The organism is Haloplanus rubicundus, assembly GCF_003342675.1.
Taxonomy (GTDB): domain Archaea; phylum Halobacteriota; class Halobacteria; order Halobacteriales; family Haloferacaceae; genus Haloplanus; species Haloplanus rubicundus.
The window spans coordinates 3180720-3197340 of sequence record NZ_CP031148.1; the positions used below are offsets into that span (position 1 = coordinate 3180720).

General features: G+C 64.9%; 10 protein-coding genes, 2 tRNA genes and 3 rRNA genes. 5 read left to right on the forward strand and 10 right to left on the reverse strand.

What is annotated here, in order from left to right; genetic code table 11:
- Nucleotides 1–50 precede the first annotated feature (50 nt).
- The 5 genes from DU484_RS17450 to DU484_RS17470 form a co-directional block, all read right to left on the reverse strand.
- On the reverse strand, nt 51–1625 hold the full coding sequence (locus DU484_RS17450) for a DNA primase (protein ID WP_114606569.1): 1575 nt from the start codon (nt 1623–1625) through the stop codon (nt 51–53).
- A gap of 216 nt (nt 1626–1841) precedes the next feature.
- Nucleotides 1842–1963 (reverse strand): 5S ribosomal RNA (gene rrf, locus DU484_RS17455).
- A gap of 118 nt (nt 1964–2081) precedes the next feature.
- Nucleotides 2082–4995, reverse strand: a 23S ribosomal RNA gene (locus tag DU484_RS17460).
- A 207-nt stretch (nt 4996–5202) separates the two neighbouring features.
- A tRNA-Ala gene (locus DU484_RS17465) sits at nt 5203–5274 on the reverse strand.
- A 145-nt stretch (nt 5275–5419) separates the two neighbouring features.
- Nucleotides 5420–6889 (reverse strand): 16S ribosomal RNA (locus DU484_RS17470).
- The 16S, 23S and 5S rRNA genes sit together here with 1 tRNA gene alongside, the layout of an rRNA operon.
- A gap of 495 nt (nt 6890–7384) precedes the next feature.
- Here DU484_RS17470 and DU484_RS17475 point away from each other — a divergent pair.
- Both DU484_RS17475 and DU484_RS17480 read left to right on the forward strand, forming a co-directional pair.
- Nucleotides 7385–7945 (forward strand): TATA-box-binding protein, encoded by a 561-nt coding sequence (locus tag DU484_RS17475; RefSeq protein WP_114584183.1) that lies wholly within the window; start codon nt 7385–7387, stop codon nt 7943–7945.
- A 42-nt stretch (nt 7946–7987) separates the two neighbouring features.
- Nucleotides 7988–9814 carry a DEAD/DEAH box helicase family protein gene (locus tag DU484_RS17480; protein WP_114606570.1) on the forward strand — a complete coding sequence of 609 codons (1827 nt, stop codon included), beginning with the start codon at nt 7988–7990 and terminating at the stop codon, nt 9812–9814.
- Here the strand turns inward: DU484_RS17480 and DU484_RS17485 are convergent.
- Nucleotides 9811–10857: a pyridoxal-phosphate-dependent aminotransferase family protein gene (locus DU484_RS17485; RefSeq protein WP_114584185.1), complete on the reverse strand. Its 1047-nt coding sequence runs from the start codon at nt 10855–10857 to the stop codon at nt 9811–9813. The genes DU484_RS17480 and DU484_RS17485 overlap by 4 nt on opposite strands.
- Nucleotides 10858–10937: 80 nt before the next feature.
- Between DU484_RS17485 and DU484_RS17490 the strand changes: the two genes are divergently transcribed.
- Entirely contained in the window at nt 10938–11900 is a 963-nt protein-coding gene (locus DU484_RS17490; protein WP_114584186.1) for an AIR synthase family protein, read from the forward strand.
- An 84-nt stretch (nt 11901–11984) separates the two neighbouring features.
- On the opposite strand, the gene DU484_RS17495 is transcribed toward DU484_RS17490, so the two are convergent.
- The gene (locus DU484_RS17495; RefSeq protein ID WP_114606571.1) at nt 11985–12758 is read right to left on the reverse strand and encodes a hypothetical protein; all 774 of its coding nucleotides are present in this window, start codon (nt 12756–12758) and stop codon (nt 11985–11987) included.
- Between the two features lie 93 nt (nt 12759–12851).
- On the opposite strand from DU484_RS17495, the gene DU484_RS17500 reads away from it, so the two are divergent.
- Both DU484_RS17500 and DU484_RS17510 read left to right on the forward strand, forming a co-directional pair.
- Nucleotides 12852–12925 (forward strand) — tRNA-Tyr (locus DU484_RS17500).
- Between the two features lie 624 nt (nt 12926–13549).
- On the forward strand, nt 13550–14467 hold the full coding sequence (locus DU484_RS17510; protein WP_114584189.1) for a 2-dehydropantoate 2-reductase: 918 nt from the start codon (nt 13550–13552) through the stop codon (nt 14465–14467).
- Here DU484_RS17510 and DU484_RS17515 read toward each other — a convergent pair.
- From DU484_RS17515 to DU484_RS17525, 3 genes are read right to left on the reverse strand one after another with little or no spacing between them, the layout of a single operon-like run.
- Nucleotides 14464–14688 carry a hypothetical protein gene (locus tag DU484_RS17515; RefSeq protein ID WP_114584190.1) on the reverse strand — a complete coding sequence of 75 codons (225 nt, stop codon included), beginning with the start codon at nt 14686–14688 and terminating at the stop codon, nt 14464–14466. The genes DU484_RS17510 and DU484_RS17515 overlap by 4 nt on opposite strands.
- A 44-nt stretch (nt 14689–14732) precedes the next feature.
- Nucleotides 14733–16229 carry a sodium:solute symporter family protein gene (locus DU484_RS17520; protein WP_114584191.1) on the reverse strand — a complete coding sequence of 499 codons (1497 nt, stop codon included), beginning with the start codon at nt 16227–16229 and terminating at the stop codon, nt 14733–14735.
- Complete coding sequence (locus tag DU484_RS17525; RefSeq protein ID WP_114584192.1) at nt 16226–16468, reverse strand: DUF3311 domain-containing protein; 243 nt, start codon at nt 16466–16468, stop codon at nt 16226–16228. The genes DU484_RS17520 and DU484_RS17525 overlap by 4 nt, the downstream gene beginning before the upstream one ends.
- Nucleotides 16469–16621: the final 153 nt, after the last annotated feature.

Below are 16621 nucleotides of genomic sequence, written 5' to 3' on the forward strand. Positions count from 1 at the left end.
GAGATTCTCGCCGGACCGTCCCAGCGAGGATCTCCGATGATCCCTATCAGTTATCGGCCGTTGCCGCCAGCGTTTCCGTTGCCGCCGCCGTTACCGGCGTTTCCGTTGCCGCCAGCATTTCCGTTGCCGCCAGCGTTTCCGTTGCCGCCGGCATCGGAGTCATCTTCGTCTTCCTCGTCGCTCTCGTCTTCCTCGTCGCTCTCGTCTTCCTCGTCGCTCTCGTCTTCCTCGTCGCTCTCGTCTTCCTCGTCGCTCTCGTCTTCCTCGTCGCTCTCCTCTTCTTCGTCACTCTCGTCTTCCTCGTCGCTCTCGTCTTCCTCGTCGCTCTCGTCTTCCTCGTCACCGTCGTCGGACTGCCCCGGCGCTGATCCCGAGTTACCCGGAGCGTCGTCTTCCTCGTCATCGTCGCCGGACTGCCCCGGCGCCGATCCCGAGTTGCCCGGGGCGTCCTCGCCGTCACCGTCGTCGGACTGGCCCGGCGCCGATCCCGAGTTACCGGGGTCCTCGGTGGGCGGGCCGGCCGGAACGATGCGCGAGTCGTTGCCTTCCTGTTGGCCCGGCGGAGTGACCTGTTCGTCGTTGCCCGCGGCGGGCGGCGTCACCGGTCGATCGTTACCCGCGGCGGGCGGGGAGACGTCCTCCGAGTTGCCCGCGCTCGACGGGTTGTTGCTCGTCACGAAGTCGGACACCTGCGAGCCGATGCCCGTGAATCCGGCACCCTTCAGTGCGTCCACGAACGCCGAGACGACCTGTCCGAACGGCCCGACCGGCTCGGGCGGTTCGAGTTCGGCCGTCGTCGTCGCCGTGTCGTTCTCGTCCGTCGCGGTCACGGCTACCGTGACCTCCTCCGACGGCGCCGGGAGCACGACCGTTCCGGTCTCGTCCGTCTCGTACTCACCAGCACCCGCGTACGTGTCGTTTCCGTCGGCCTCCACGTCCACCGTCGCGTTCGCGACCGGTTCGCCGAGTCGACCGACCGAGACGGTCACCGTCCCGTCGTCGGCCTGTTCGACGCCCACGGCGAGCGTCTGAACCGGTTCGACGATCACCGTCGTCGACGCCGTGTCGTTCCCGTCCGTCGCCGTGATGGTCAGTTCGACCGTCTCCTCGGGGTTCCCGAGCGTGACCGTCCCGTTCGCGTCCGTCTCGAACTCACCCGTGTCGGCGTACGTCGTGTTCGCCGTCACGTTCACCGTCGCGTTCTCGACGGTGTCGTTCCCGCGCGTGACCGTCACCACGACCGAGCCGTCGTCCGCACCCGAGATGTCGACGCCGAGTGCGGGGTCGAGGTCGACCGTCTCCGAGACGGTCGTGTTGTCGTAACTCGCCTCGACCGTCACCGTCGTCGGCTCGACGGGGGCCGAAAGCGACACCGTGCCGTTGGCGTCGGTGTCGTACTCGCCCGCGTCGGCGTACGTGTCGTTCGCCGCTGCGGTCACGTTCACCGTCGCGTTCTCGACGGCCGTACCGTTGTCCGTCACGGTGATCGCCACGGCACCCGTTTCGTCCTGTGTCACGTCCACCGACAGCGACTCGTCCGTCTGCGCCGTCACCGCCGCCGGCGCCACCGTCGACACCAGCAACAGCGCGGCCATCAGTATCGCACCAGTTCGTTTCGTGTTCATGCCGGTCGAGGCCACGGGCTACACCCCGTTAAATCGGGAATGCGCTGAAGCCGGATTCGGAGGGTTTCAGCCCGATTAAACTCGGTTTAATTCGGATTGCCGTGCAATATCGTTCGTGAAATAGCGGTAGGATCGGCGAGACCCGTTACTCACACGAGATAAAATCCCGACAAGCGGGGATGGCCGTCGCTCGCGGGTGTGAATGAAGTATGAATGGTGAGGCGGCGAATCGGGTCTCCCAGAGGCTCGCGCACTCCAGTACTGGCCGATACGCAGGCGGGCTTAACGTCCGTGTTCGGGATGGGTACGGGTGTGTCCCCGCCGCTCTGGCCGCCTTCATGCCGACCGATGGAATCGAACCATCGTAACGCCAGCGTCGGTGGGTCGATACCGTATGTACGTGCGATCCAGTTTGCGCCTGGACCCGACAGTCGATCGGGTCACAGTGCGAATCAATGAATGTGGCTTGGACTGTTAGTGCTCGCGGGCTGAACGTCTCGTTGCCTCGACGCGTACACCCCGAGTCTATCGAACTCGTCTTCTACGAGTGTCCTCGGTGGTACTTCTTTTCCAGGTGGGTTTCGAGCTTAGATGCGTTCAGCTCTTACCCCGTGGTGCGTGGCTGCCCGGCAACTGCCTTCTCAGACAACCGGTACACCAGTGGCACCCAAGCGGAGTTCCTCTCGTACTATACGCTTGTTCCCGTCAAGTACCGTAACACCCCCAATAGATAGCAGCCGACCTGTCTCACGACGGTCTAAACCCAGCTCACGACCTCCTTTAATAGGCGAACAACCTCACCCTTGCCCGCTTCTGCACGGGCAGGATGGAGGGAACCGACATCGAGGTAGCAAGCCACTCGGTCGATATGTGCTCTTGCGAGTGACGACTCTGTTATCCCTAAGGTAGCTTTTCTGTCATTTACGGCCCGCAACAAGCAGGCTCGTAAGTTCGCTAGACCACGCTTTCGCGTCAGCGATCCTCGTTGGGAAGATCACTGTCAGGCTTCCTTGTGCTCTTGCGCTCTCTTCCGGGTTCCCGACCCGGATGAGGAAACCATCGGGCGCGCTCGATATCTTTTCGAGCGCGTACCGCCCCAGTCAAACTGCCCGGCTACCGGTGTCCTCCGCCAGGAGTGAGAGTCGCAGTCACTACCGGGTAGTATTTCAATGGTGGCTCGGTGGCCCGCTAGCGCGGGTACCTGTGTAACGCCTCCTACCTATGCTGCACAGTAGCGACCACGTCTCAGCGACAGCCTGCAGTAAAGCTCTATAGGGTCTTCGCTTCCCCTTGGGGGTCTCCAGACTCCGCACTGGAACGTACAGTTCACCGGGCCCAGCGTTGGGACAGTGGCGCTCTCGTTGATCCATTCATGCAAGCCGCTACTGAAGCGGCAAGGTACTACGCTACCTTAAGAGGGTCATAGTTACCCCCGCCGTTGACAGGTCCTTCGTCCTCTTGTACGAGGTGTTCAGATACCTGCACTGGGCAGGATTCAGTGACCGTACGAGTCCTTGCGGATTTGCGGTCACCTATGTTGTTACTAGACAGTCGGAGCGCCCGAGTCACTGCGACCTGCTCCTCTCCGGAGCAGGCATCCCTTATTGCGAACGTACGGGACTAACTTGCCGAATTCCCTAACGCCGGTTGCTCCCGACGGGCCTTGCCTTTCGCCGGCAGAGCACCTGTGTCGGATCTCGGTACGATCACTACTCTCGTCTTTTCACGGGCTCTAGGTACGACCGACTTGCGCTATCTCGGAATTTGACCGCTTCCTGCCATTACGGCTTCCACGGTGGTATCCGATTCGACCGGGCGAGGGCCCGGTTCGGTTGTCCCCAAAGCGTCGACTTTCAGTGAGTAGTGGTGCTGGAATATTAACCAGCTTCCCTGTTGTCTCGGTCGAATTACGGCGAGACTTAGGATCGACTAACCCTCGGCTGATTGACAGTGCCGAGGAACCCTTGCTCGTAAGGCCGTCGGGGGTCACACCCGACTCTCGCTGCTACTATGACCAGGATTTTCGTTACTACTCGGTCCACGCGAACTCTCGCCCGCGCTTCCGTCCGAGCAGAATGCCAGCCTACGCGATTGTCCTGTGACGGACACGGGTAGGTCTCGGTGGTGGATTTGAGCCCCGATCATTTTGGGCGCCCCGAACCTCGGCCGGTAAGCTGTTACGCTTTTCTTAGAGGGTAGCTGCTTCTAAGCTCACCTCCCGGCTGTCTAGGGCTCGGGACCACCTTCGATCGCACTTAATCCACACTTGGGGACCTTAACCTACCGCTGGGTTGTCTCCCTTACGGTGCACAGGCTTACCCCGCACACCGGACTCCCTGCGTCTGTGGCGTCCGCAAGTTCGGAGTTCGACAGGATGGCCGACTCCTCTCGGAGGCGGGTCATCCAATCGGTCGCTCTACCTCGCGGACTACCTCAGCAGAGGTCATGCTTCGACATGTTTCGGCTGGAACCAGCTGTTGCCAGGTTCGATGGGCCTTTCACCCCTACGCATAGGTCACGGGAGGGTATTGTAGGACACCACCCCTAACGGGCCTCCACGTGCCTTTCGGCACGCTTCACCCTGCCCACGCGTAGATCACCTGGTTTCGGGTCGCACCCGCTTGACTCCCCGCGCTTGAACACGGTGGCCCTGGTCGTAAGACTGCGGCCGTATCGGTTTCCCTGTGCCTTCCCCGATTGTCGGGTTAGACTCGCCAAGCAAGTGCACTCCCTGGTTCGTTTTTCAAAACGCACGACGGAACATCGGCTTCCCTCGAGTCCTACTAGTGGGTCGCCCCACGGTCGTTCGTCGAGGGACCTTGTATGCCCCGTCGCTCGATCGCCAACTGAGTTCAGGCTCTATTTCAGTTCCCTTCTCGGGATACTTTTCAGCGTTCGCTCACGCTACTTGTTCGCTATCGGTCTCGAGGAGTGTTTAGCCTTCCCGGTTGATGCCCGGGACGTTCACGAGGAATATCCAATCCCCGCTACTCGTGGACTGACTCACGTCGTACTGCATCCCGATACGGGGCTGTCACCCTGTATCGCGCTCCGTTTCAGGAGACTTCTCGGGACGGGTCGGACGCTGATGGTCAGCCGACACCACATGTCCTTGCGGATTCGGTTTGGGCTGACCCGCGTTCACTCGCGGTTACTAACGGGATCGCGGTTTGCGTTCTCTTCCTGCTCCTACTGAGATGTTTCAATTCGGAGCGTTCCCCATTGCGCGAGGCAATTGCGAGGGGATTCCCATTCGGAGATCCTCAGTTCTTTCCTTCCATGCAGGTCCCTGAGGCTTATCGCAGCTTGGCACGTCCGTCTTCGGCTCTCGAGCCGAGCCATTCACCAGCTGGCACAGTAGCCAGTTTGATGGATGTCACACTAGTGACCCGGATAACTGTCGGGTCCAGTGGACGCCTGGATCGCACGTACATACGGTGTCATTACGCTCTCGTGGATGCGACAGCGTTCGACCCTTCCCATCCGCGCTTACGCGGGATGGTGCATCGGTCTTGCGTAACCCAACCGAGCGCCGTCTTGCACTTAAGGCGTGCGGTTCGGCGTCGGTGGGCTGGCATGGACCCGCTGGGATTCGAACCCAGGGCATCCTCCTTGCAAAGGAGGTGCTCTACCGCTGAGCTACGGGCCCGGTCCCCTGGTGGGACGTGGGGCGAGTGTGTGTGAGTGTGAGCCTCGGTGGGTCGTAGGTGCCCGGTCGCGCGGGCGGTCGAACCGATACCTTGGAGTCGTGGTCGCTACGTGGTGGGCCTCCCGTGTGGGAGGTCCCGGTCAGTAGGAGGTGATCCAGCCGCAGATTCCCCTACGGCTACCTTGTTACGACTTAAGCCCCCTTGCGGAGCCCAGATTCGACTTGGGAACCAAGCCTCATCCGGACCCCACTCGGGTGCTTTGACGGGCGGTGTGTGCAAGGAGCAGGGACGTATTCACCGCGCGCTGCTGACACGCGATTACTACCGAATCCAGCTTCATGAGGGCGGGTTTCAGCCCTCAATCCGAACTACGACCAAGTTTAGGAGATTACCGCCCTCTCTCGAGGTGGGAACCCATTGTCTTGGCCATTGTAGCCCGCGTGTAGCCCAGCACATTCGGGGCATACTGACCTACCGTTGCCCGTTCCTTCCTCCGTGTTAGCCACGGCAGTCCTCCTAATGTACCCACCCGGCCGAAGCCGGTGCTGGCAATTAGGAGTGCGGGTCTCGCTCGTTGCCTGACTTAACAGGACGCCTCACGGTACGAGCTGACGGCGGCCATGCACCTCCTCTCAACAGCTCTGACAAGGTCATCAACCTGATCGTCATTGCTGTTGTCGATGCTGGTGAGATGTCCGGCGTTGAGTCCAATTAAACCGCAGGCTCCTCCGGTTGTAGTGCTCCCCCGCCAATTCCTTTAAGTTTCATCCTTGCGGACGTACTTCCCAGGCGGTCTGCTTAGCGGCTTCCCTACGGCACAGCACCCACTCGTAGTGGGAGCCACACCTAGCAGACATCGTTTACGGCCAGGACTACCCGGGTATCTAATCCGGTTCGAGACCCTGGCTTTCGTCCCTCACCGTCGGATTCGTCTTCCCAACGTGCTTTCGCTATCGGTGGTCCGTCCAGGATTACAGGATTTCACTCCTACCCAAGACGTACCCGTTGGGTCTTCCGATCCCAAGCCACACAGTTTCCACCGGACGCCCGCCAGTTAGGCTGGCGGATTTCCCGATGGACTTGTGTGGCCGGCTACGGACGCTTTAGGCCCAATAAGATCGGCCATCACTCGAGCTGCCGGTATTACCGCGGCGGCTGGCACCGGTCTTGCCCAGCTCTTATTCCACTACCACCTTACGGTAGTGAAAAGCGAGGACTGTATGCCCTCGCACTCGGGGTCCCCTTATCGCACTTGCGTGCAGTGTAAAGGTTTCGCGCCTGCTGCGCCCCGTAGGGCCCGGAATCTTGTCTCAGATTCCGTCTCCGGGTTCTTGCTCTCACAACCCGTACCGATTATCGGCACGGTGGGCCGTTACCCCACCGTCTACCTAATCGGCCGCAGCCACGTCCTACAGCGTCGGAACGTTTGCACGTCCCTGTATTCCAACATGGGACGGGTATGAACTATTAGCCTCAGTTTCCCGAGGTTATCGTTCTCTGTAGGGTAGTTTGGCCACGTGTTACGGAGCTATTTGCTACGAGTGTGAACTCGTACAACTAGCATGGCTAAATCGGACCCCGATAGCAATGGCCTCCGGCAGGATCAACCGGAATGGGCTCACTCCATGTGGAGTGAGGGGTGGCGGGAAACGTAATGTTTCCGCGTCGTAAAGACCACTGAGGTCCAAGGTGGTGGTTCGGGCCGCCCGATCGACCGGGTGTCACCGAACCACCGAGGCTCACATCAGATCCCGTCTTACGGCGGACCGCAGGGGTGGAATCCTCATCTCTCGTCCGGACCTGAACCGACGCGGGCGACCCATATAAGCCCGTTGATCGGGCGTGGGTCGCACCGGGTCGGCGTTCCAGTCCGGGGGTCGAGGGCATCGTCGCCCTCGCCGCCTTCGCATTCCATTCGAATGGAGGTGAATACTTAACCCCGTTGGTTTCCGCCGAAATCGGCAGACGGGTTGATATTTGCGTGGTGATCCCTGTCGTGGGTCGCGGCCTCACGACGGACGATCCGACCGGTCGAACGGCGTCGTGGATCGAAACTCGACTATCTCCGGGGTGGTTTATAAGGATGGGGCGTGCATTTGGGCGCATACGATGAGTGACCCGGCAGACTCGATAGAGATTCAGAACGTGGTGGCGTCGACCGGCATCGGACAGGAACTCGACCTCGAAGCGCTGGCGGAGGACCTCCCGGGAGCGGACTTCAACCCCGACAACTTCCCGGGGCTGGTCTACCGGACGCAGGAACCGAAAGCGGCCGCCCTCATCTTCCGCTCGGGCAAGATCGTTTGCACGGGCGCGAAGAGCATCGACGACGTGCACGAGGCGCTCGGCATCATCTTCCAGAAACTCCGGGACCTCCAGATACCCGTCGAGGAGGACCCGGAGATCACGGTCCAGAACATCGTCTCCAGCGCGGACCTGGGACACACCCTCAACCTGAACGCCCTCGCCATCGGCCTCGGATTGGAGGACGTGGAGTACGAGCCCGAGCAGTTCCCGGGCCTCGTCTACCGGATGGACGATCCGGACGTGGTGATCCTCCTCTTCGGGAGCGGGAAGATCGTCATCACGGGTGGGAAGCGGACCGCCGACGCGGCCGAGGCGGTCGAAGTTATCGTCGACCGCATCGACGACCTCGGACTGCTGGGGTAACGGGTCACAACTCGTTTCTCCGTCCGAGTCGTACCGCGACCGATGACCGACGAGTCTGCCGACGGAGACGGCGGCGACCCAGCCGTTACCGTGGAATCGTTCCACGACGCGCTACAGGAGGAGGGACGTCCCGTCGCCACCGCCCAACGGATCGCCCGTCGTCTCGGCTGTTCACAGTCGGCCGCCAGCGAGGCCCTCGACCGACTGGTCGCCGAGGGCGACGTGCAACGACTCGACGTCGAGGCCGATCCAGTCGTCTGGTACCCGACCGAGTGGGGTCGTCTCGCCGAGCGCGAGCGCGTCGTTCTCTTTCCCGAGCGCCGCGAACTCGTCGTCGACCAACCGAGCCAGTACACGCGCGCGCAACTCTCGCGGGTCGCCCACCTCGTCGACACCTCCGGAACCAAGGGCTATCTCTATCGCATCCGACGGGAGGACGTGTGGGCCGCCCCGTTCGAGGACTGCGACGCCTTCCTGCGGACGCTCCGCTCCGTACTCCCCCGTCGATCACCCCACTTGGAGGAGTGGATCGAACGCCAGTGGACCCGCGCCCGCCAGTTCACGCTCACGACGCACGAGGACGGCTACACCGTGTTGGAGGCGGCGAGCGAGAGTCTGATGGGCAACGTCGCCCGGCAGAAACTCGACGAGGAACACCTCCACGCCCCGATTTCGGACACCGAGAGCTGGGTCGTCGAGGGGAGCGAGGCGTCGATCAAGCGGATCCTCTACGAGGCGGGCTACCCCGTGGTCGACGACCGGAGTCTGGAGACCGGCGATCCGCTGGACGTCGAGTTGACCACCTCGCTCCGGGACTACCAGCGCGACTGGGTGGATCGCTTCCTCGACCAGCGAGCCGGCGTGTTCGTCGGCCCCTCGGGGAGCGGGAAGACCGTCGCCGCCATCGGCGCCCTCGCGGCCGTCGGCGGCGAGACGCTGATCCTCGTCCCCAGCCGCGAACTCGCCGGCCAGTGGCGGGCGGAACTCCTCGAACACACCACGCTCGGGGAGGCGGACATCGGCGAGTATCACGGCGGCGAGAAGGAGATTCGGCCCGTCACGGTCGCGACGTATCAGGTCGCGGGCATGGACCGCCACCGCGCGCTCTTCGACCGCCGCGAGTGGGGCCTCATCGTCTACGACGAGGTGCATCACATCCCCAGCAACGTGTATCGCCGGAGCGCGGACCTCCAGAGCAAACACCGCCTCGGCCTCTCCGCGACGCCGGTCCGGGAGGACGACCGAGAGACGGACATCTACACGCTCGTCGGGCCGCCCATCGGCACCGACTGGGACGCCCTCTTCGACGCCGGCTACGTGCAGGAGCCGGAAGTCGAAATTCGCTACCTCCCCTGGGCGAACGACGAGGAACGGAACGCGTACGCGAGCGCGGAGCCGCGGGCGAAACACCGCATCGCCGGCGAGAACCCCGCGAAGGTCGACGAGGTGCGCCACCTCCTCGCCGAACACCCGACTGCGAAGGCACTCGTGTTCGTCGAGTGGCTGGATCACGGCCGGGCAATCGCCGACGCCCTCGACGCCCCCTTCGTCAGCGGCGAGACGCCCCACTACGAACGCGACCGACTGTTCGAGGAGTTCCGATCCGGCGAGCGCCGGACGCTCGTCGTCTCCCGCGTCGGCGACGAGGGGATCGACCTGCCGAACGCCGAACTCGCCGTCGTCGCCTCGGGGCTCGGCGGGTCACGCCGGCAGGGCGCCCAGCGGGCCGGCCGGACGATGCGTCCCGCCGGGAGCGCAACGGTGTACGTCCTCGCGACTCGGGGAACGAGCGAGGAGGACTTCGCCCAGCGACAGATGCGCCACCTCGCGGAGAAAGGAATCAGGGTGACCGAACAGGGGATCGACTAGCGTTCCGCGGCGAGGGCGTCCATCGCCCGCTCCACCCGGTCGGGGTCGGCGTTGTACCCCATGTGCCCCACCCGGAGCACGTCGTCCGCGAGGTCACCGAACCCCGTCGCGAGCGTCACGTCGTGGGCCTCCCGGAGCCGTTCCTGCAACGCGGTCGCCCGTCCCGGCACGGAGAAGGCAGTGACGGTCGGCGAACTCCGTTCGGGGTCGGGATAGGGGTCGAGCCCCATCTCGGCACCACGCTCCCGGCAGTACGCGGCCACCTCGCGGTGGCGGTCGTGGACGGCGTCCAGCCCCTCGTCTAGGAGCAAGTCGAGCGCCTCGTCGAGCGCGACGACGAGCGTCGTCAGGTGGGTGTAGGGGTAGGGCTGTTCGGCCTCGTGCCACGGGAGCAGGTTGGTGTAAAGCGACGCGGGGTCGCGGGCCTCGATCCGATCCCACGCCACGTCGCTCACCGACGCGATGGCGAGGCCCGGCGGCGCGCTGAAGCACTTCTGTGACGCGCCGAGACAGATGTCGATGCGGTCGGTCGGGACGGGCGCCCCGCCGAGGGAGGAGACGGCGTCGACGATGGTCAGGACGCCGTGCTCGTCGAGCAGATCGAGCGCGGGCGAGAGGTCGTTGAGCGTCCCCGTCGGCGTCTCGCAGTGGACCATCGTCGCCACGTCGTACTCGCCCGCCGCGAGCGTTCGCTCCAGTTCGACCACAGGGAGCGAGTCGTCGTAGTCGGCGTCGACGAGCGTCGACTCGGCGCCGTAACTCTCCACGAAATCCGTGAAGCCGTCGCCGTACGGCCCGTTCGAGAGACACAGAACCCGGTCGCCGGGTTCGACGGTCGAGGCGATGGCCGCCTCCAGACCGAGGATGCCCTCGCCGCCCATGACGACCACCTCGTCGTCGGTGCCAAAGACGGTCCCGAGTTTGTCGAGCAGAGCATCGTAACGGTCGGCGAAGGCCGGGTCGACGTCGGGGTTGATCAGTTCCTCGCTCATCACGTCGCGGACGGACGGCGGCAGCGCCGTCGGGCCGGGTGTCAGGAGCATACGTCGCCTACCGCCCCCGACGGCTTGTAGGTGCGGTTCGGACGGGAAGGCACATCAACGGGGCGGGCGTAGCGCCGCGCATGACCGGGAAGCTGGATCGGGCGACGCTCGCCGACCTCGTCCTGTCGCGGACGGGCGCGGCGAACCCGGACCTGCTCGTCGGGGCCGCGTTCGGCGAGGACGCCGCGGCGATTCGGGTGGGCGGGGAGACGCTGGTCGTCAGCACGGACCCCATCTCGCTCGCGGCCGAGCGCATCGGCCAACTGGCCGTCGCCGTCGCCTCGAACGACGTGGCGGCTTGTGGCGGCCGCCCGGAGTTTCTCCTCTGTACGGTGCTGCTTCCGAGCGCCGAGGCGGACCTGCTGGATACGATCACCGGCCAACTCGACGCCGAATCGAATCGACTGGGGCTGGCCATCGCCGGCGGGCATACCGAAGTCGTCGCCGGCCTCGACCGGCCGCTCTGCTCGCTCACCTGCCTCGGGGTCGCCGACCGCTACGTCCCGACGGGCGGAGCGACACCCGGCGACCGGATTCTGCTCACGAAGGGCGCAGGCATCGAGGCGACGGGCGTCGTCGCCACCGACTTCCGCGACCGACTGGACCTCCCGGCGTCGACGCTCGACCGCGCGACGGCCGCGTTCGACGACCTCAGCGTCATGCCGGAGGCGGCCGTCCTCGCGCCCGTCGCGACGGCGATGCACGATCCGACGGAAGGCGGCGTCCTCGAGGGCCTGATCGAGGTGGCGCTGACCGCGGAGGCGACCCTCGAAATCGACCGCGGGGCCGTCCACGTCCGCGACGAGACGCGCGCCGTCTGCGACGCCGTCGGCGTCGACCCGCTCCGCGTCCTCGGCTCCGGCGCGTTGCTCGCCGCCGTCGACGAGGACGACGTGGAAGCGGCGCTGGGAGCGCTGGCCGACGAGGGAATCGACGCGGTCGAGGTCGGCCGCGTCGAAGCCGGCGAGGCGGGCGTCGAACTCGACGGCGAGCGGTACACGGAGCCGATCCGCGACGATATGTACGCGCTGTGGGACGAGTGAGTCGGCCCAGAGGGGTTATCGTAACTGTCCAGAGGTTCTCGCCGGGACGATCCGACGAGAATCGCTGACGACTTCCGATGCTCCCTATCGGTCGCCGTCGAAATCGGGTTCCGTCCACGGGTCGTCGGCGTCGACCGCCGAGAGCGCGTGTTCGACCTCCTCGGCCGTGTAGTCGTACTCGTCGAGCGCCAGATACAGTCGCTTCCACCGCGCGCTCGACTCCGTCTCGCCCTCGGGACCGACGCGCGCGCCGTGGACCCGGAAGAACGGCGAACTGCGGTTCAGCCGCTTTCCTTCACCCGTGTGGCCGTCGAGTGCCACGTCGAACCGGCCACCAGCCGAGAGGTCGTCGGCCGTGACGGGGAAGGAGTGCGTCGGCTCCTCGCCCCGTTCGTGGGCTGCGGCCCGCCGCTTCGCGATGGCGTGGAAGGCGTTGACCGCGTTCGCGCCCTCGCGTGCGCCGCGAGCGCGGGCGACGACTAGCGCCGCCTGCACCGCCGCCATCTGCCCGCGCCGGGAGTCCATGTCCCAGTCCGTCGCGAGGTCTTCGTACCGGCCGACGATGAGGGCCGCTCGGGCGTCGGCCTGCAGGTCCTCGACGACGAAGGTGTTCAGGCGGTCCCAGAGGTTCCACCCGAAGCCGGAGCGGGCGAGTTCCCAGGCACACCACGCCGACACCTCCTCGTCGCCGCGGCGGATGGCCTTCTGGAGGAGGCTGACCACCGCGTAGCGGTTGAACCCGCCGTCCGTCTCGTCGGCGCCCGTCTCCTCGCCGAAGTCGTTGGTGCCCGTCGCCTCCGGCGCCTCCGTCTCCAACTCGCCGTCCGGCCCGAAGGTGGCCTGTCGCTCCTCGTCCATGCGGCGTCGATGGCGGCCGGCCGGGGAAAGGGTTCGGGTCCGCCCGGACGAATGGGAATCCTTAAGTCCAGTCTGGCGATTACGTGTAGGTGCCCGCCCTTAGCTCAGACTGGTAGAGCAGCCGACTGTAGATCGGCTTGCCCCCCGTTCAAATCGGGGAGGGCGGATACCTTCTCTCTCCGAATTACGACAGAGTAGAGACTTCTGTTTTCTGGCGATTCAATACATCTTTGCGGCCGATTTCGGTCAGGGTCGCCGATTTCTGGAGTGCAACTGGCATCAAGACGCATCCCTTCGCTGTCGGTCGGTTCTTACAGTTGAACGGTGGTGGTCGTGGTGACGCGCGGTCCCTACTTCGTCCGCGCGAGCGAGCTGTACGATCCGGCGACGAGAACCAAAGTGGGCCACCCAGCCACCGGCCCCACCGACTCGAACGGGTCGGTGTCTGTCGCGGTGCCGAACTCTGAGCATGTCGAACACTGCTGTAACGATTGCTCGGTACGAATCGTCGAGCGTGATCCGTCGAGGACTGATCTCTGTCCAGTCTGTCGGACTGGTAGTGATCCCTCGAACTATCCGCCGATCTCGGAGGTTCGAGGTGATTTGACGGGTAGGGGAGGGAGAACGGCGGGAACGGACGAACGATGTGTATTTGTCAGAGGCACCCACGTTCACCCTCGTACGAGAATCGTCCGCCAACCATTAATAATCTAACATTATTTCGGAGAATCACAGCCCGAGACTCGCGTGGAGTCCCAAGCGCCTTTGCCGTCGTCGGTCGTACGCCGACCATGAAGTTCGCCGTCTTCGGTGCCGGTGGCGTCGGTGGGTATCTCGGCGCTCGACTCGCGGACGCCGGCCACGAGGTGCATCTGATCGCTCGCGGCGACCACTTGGCGGCGCTCCAGTCGTCGGGCTTGCGGGTCGAGAGCATCGCCGGCGATACGGCGGTCGATCCGCCGGCGACGGACGACCCGGCCGCGGTCGGCCCCTGTGACTGCGTGCTGTTCTGCGTGAAGTCGTACGACACGCGCGAGGCGGCCTCGGCCCTCGGGCCGTTGCTGGACGACGACACGGCCGTCGTCTCCCTCCAAAACGGCGTCGACAACGAGGCGTGGATCGCCGAGGAAGTCGGTGCCGATCACGTGGTCGGCGGCGTGGCGTACATCTTCTCGACCATCGCCGAACCGGGCGTCGTCGAGCATACGGGCGGTCCCGCGCGGTTCGTCTACGGCGAACTCGACGGCGAGCGAACGCCCCGAATCGAGGCGCTCGACGACGCACTCTCGTCGTGTACGGGCGTCGAGGCGGTGCTGGCCGACGACGTGCGGGTCGAACTCTGGCGGAAGTTCTGTCTCATCTGCGCGCAGGCGGGGATGACGGCGACGACGCGGCTGCCGCTGGGGGAGATTCGGGAGTCGGAGGCGTCGTGGACGATGTACCGGCGGCTCATGGAGGAAGTGAGTGCCGTCGCGCGGGCGGAAGGGGTCGACCTGCCGGAGGCGGTGGTCGACGAGTGGTGCGAGTTCGTCCGGGATCTGGACCCGGAGATGTACTCCTCGCTGCACTACGATCTGACCCACGGGAAGCGGTTGGAACTCGACGCCCTCCACGGGTCGGTCGTGCGCCACGCCGAGCGCGTGGGCGTCGCGGCGCCCATGAACGAGGCGGTGCACGCGATACTGCGGCCGTGGGCCGAGCGCACCTAGTCCATGTACTGCAGTTCGAGTTCGGGGTTGGTGGGCATCCCGGTCAGGATCTCCTCGATTTCCTCCTCGTCGAGGTCGATCTCGTCGAGGCCGCCGTCGCTCTGATTGAGCGAGTAGACGAAGTTGATCATCGTCGCCTGGAAGTGCGGGCTCTCCTGTTCGTTGTTCCGGATGTTTCGGATGATCTTCGCCGCCGTCTCGTCGTCGAGAATGTCGCTCATAGGGGGATGGTAGCGTGGGGGACAGGTAGACCTTCCGAAGGCGGCTAGTCGCCGCCGACGGCGAAGCGCTCGGCGTCCTCGCCGAACGAGGGCGACGAGACGGCGGAGACGCCGACGGTGAGGACGGCGCCCAGAAGCATGAACGCGAGCGCCACGTCCCACCCGCCGTAGGCCCGGGCGAGAAGTTCGACGCTCGTGCCGGCGATCCGAACCGTCGTCGCGGGGACGAGGACGTGGAGGAGGTAGAGCACCTGTGGGACGGCGACGCCGACGAGCATCCCGTCGCGGGTGGTCGCCTCCCGGTAGAGCGCGATCATGACCGGAGGCGCGAGGAGCGCGAACCCGGAGAAGGCGGTGTCGCCGACTTCGATGAGCGTCCCGGGGCGGGTGAGGCTGGCGACGAACGCGAGGGTGGCGAAGGCGGCGACGCCGATCCGGGCGATCCACGCCTCGCGGCGGTCGCTCGCGTCCGGCCGCACGAGCGGCCGGTAGAGGTCACGGGTGAAATAGGACGACCCCGAGAGAAGCATCGAGTCCGAGGAGGACATCATCGCGGCCATCGCGCCGGCGACGACGAGTGCCGCGAACCACGTCGGCGTGTACTCGGCCAGCAGGACCGAGAGGACGTTCGCCCCCTCGGGCACCTCGATGGGGAGGCCGGCGGCCCACGCCCCGAGCATGAACGCGGGGACGAACAGGAGGAGGACGAGCACCGGCCAGAGGGCGAAGGAGCGCTTCAGCACCGTCGCCGACTTCGCGACGAAGAAGCGCTGGTTGATCTGCGGGAACATGGTGACGCCGAAGGCGATGGTGACCGCCGAGGAGACGATGAACTGCGGCGAGTAGAGGCCGCCGCCGAGACCGGCGAAGTCGGGGTTGGCCGCGATCATCCCCTCGGTGGCTGCGTCGACGCCGCCGACGGCGCCGACGATCCAGACGACGGCGACCCAGAGCACCGAGAGCATAAAGAGCCCCTGCAGGGTGTCGGTCCACGCGACGCCACGCAGGCCGGCGAGCATCACGTAGACGATCATGAAGACGGTGATGAGTGCGGCGCCGCCCCAGTAGGGAACGGCGCCGGCGGTCAGCCCCCGGAGCGCCTCGCCGGCGCCCATCTGCTGGAGCATGACGTACGGGAAGAGCCAGAGGAGGCTGACGCCGGCGACAAGCGCCCGCAACAGGGGGGAGCCGAACCGGTCCCCGAGCATCTCGCCGAGGGTGACGTACTCGCGGGCGCGGCCGATGAGCCACTGTCGGTAGCCGATGACGTACCAGAGGACGGCAAAGAGGATGCCGTCCATCAGCCCCATCACCAGAATCCACTCCGGACCGGCCGCGTACGCGAGGTTCGGCCCGCCGAAGAAGGTAAACGCTGAGAGCAGGGTCGCGAAGGTGGTAAAGAGGAGAACGAGAGTCCCGAGCGTCCGGCTGGCGAGATAGAAGTCCTCGGCGTCCGACCCGCCGACGCGGTAGGCGAGGAAGCCGACGCCGAGCGCCAACAGGAGGTAGGCGACGACGATACCGAGCGGTTGGAGCGTCACGGGTCACCTCCGGCCGCGAAGCCGGCGTCCGTGTCGACGCCCATCAGCCGATCCCACCCGCTCCGGGCGAAGAGGGCGAAGACGATAGACGCCACGCCCATCCAGCCAACGTGCCACCACAGCCACACCGGCAGGCCGGCGACGACGGTCGACGACCCCCAGAGGAACCAGGGAACCGAGAACGTGATGAGCACCGCAAAGGTCAGTACCCATAGCCAATCGCGTATCGAACGCGTCATCGGAGTGTACTTGTATCTCCAACTACGTAAATGATGCCAAATAATTCTTTCAACCACTTTTTGAAGAAATTTCTTCTTCGATAAACCGAACTGGCGGACCGACGGCGTTCGACCCGTGGTCGACATCGGTAAACCGCCGCCCGACGACCGATG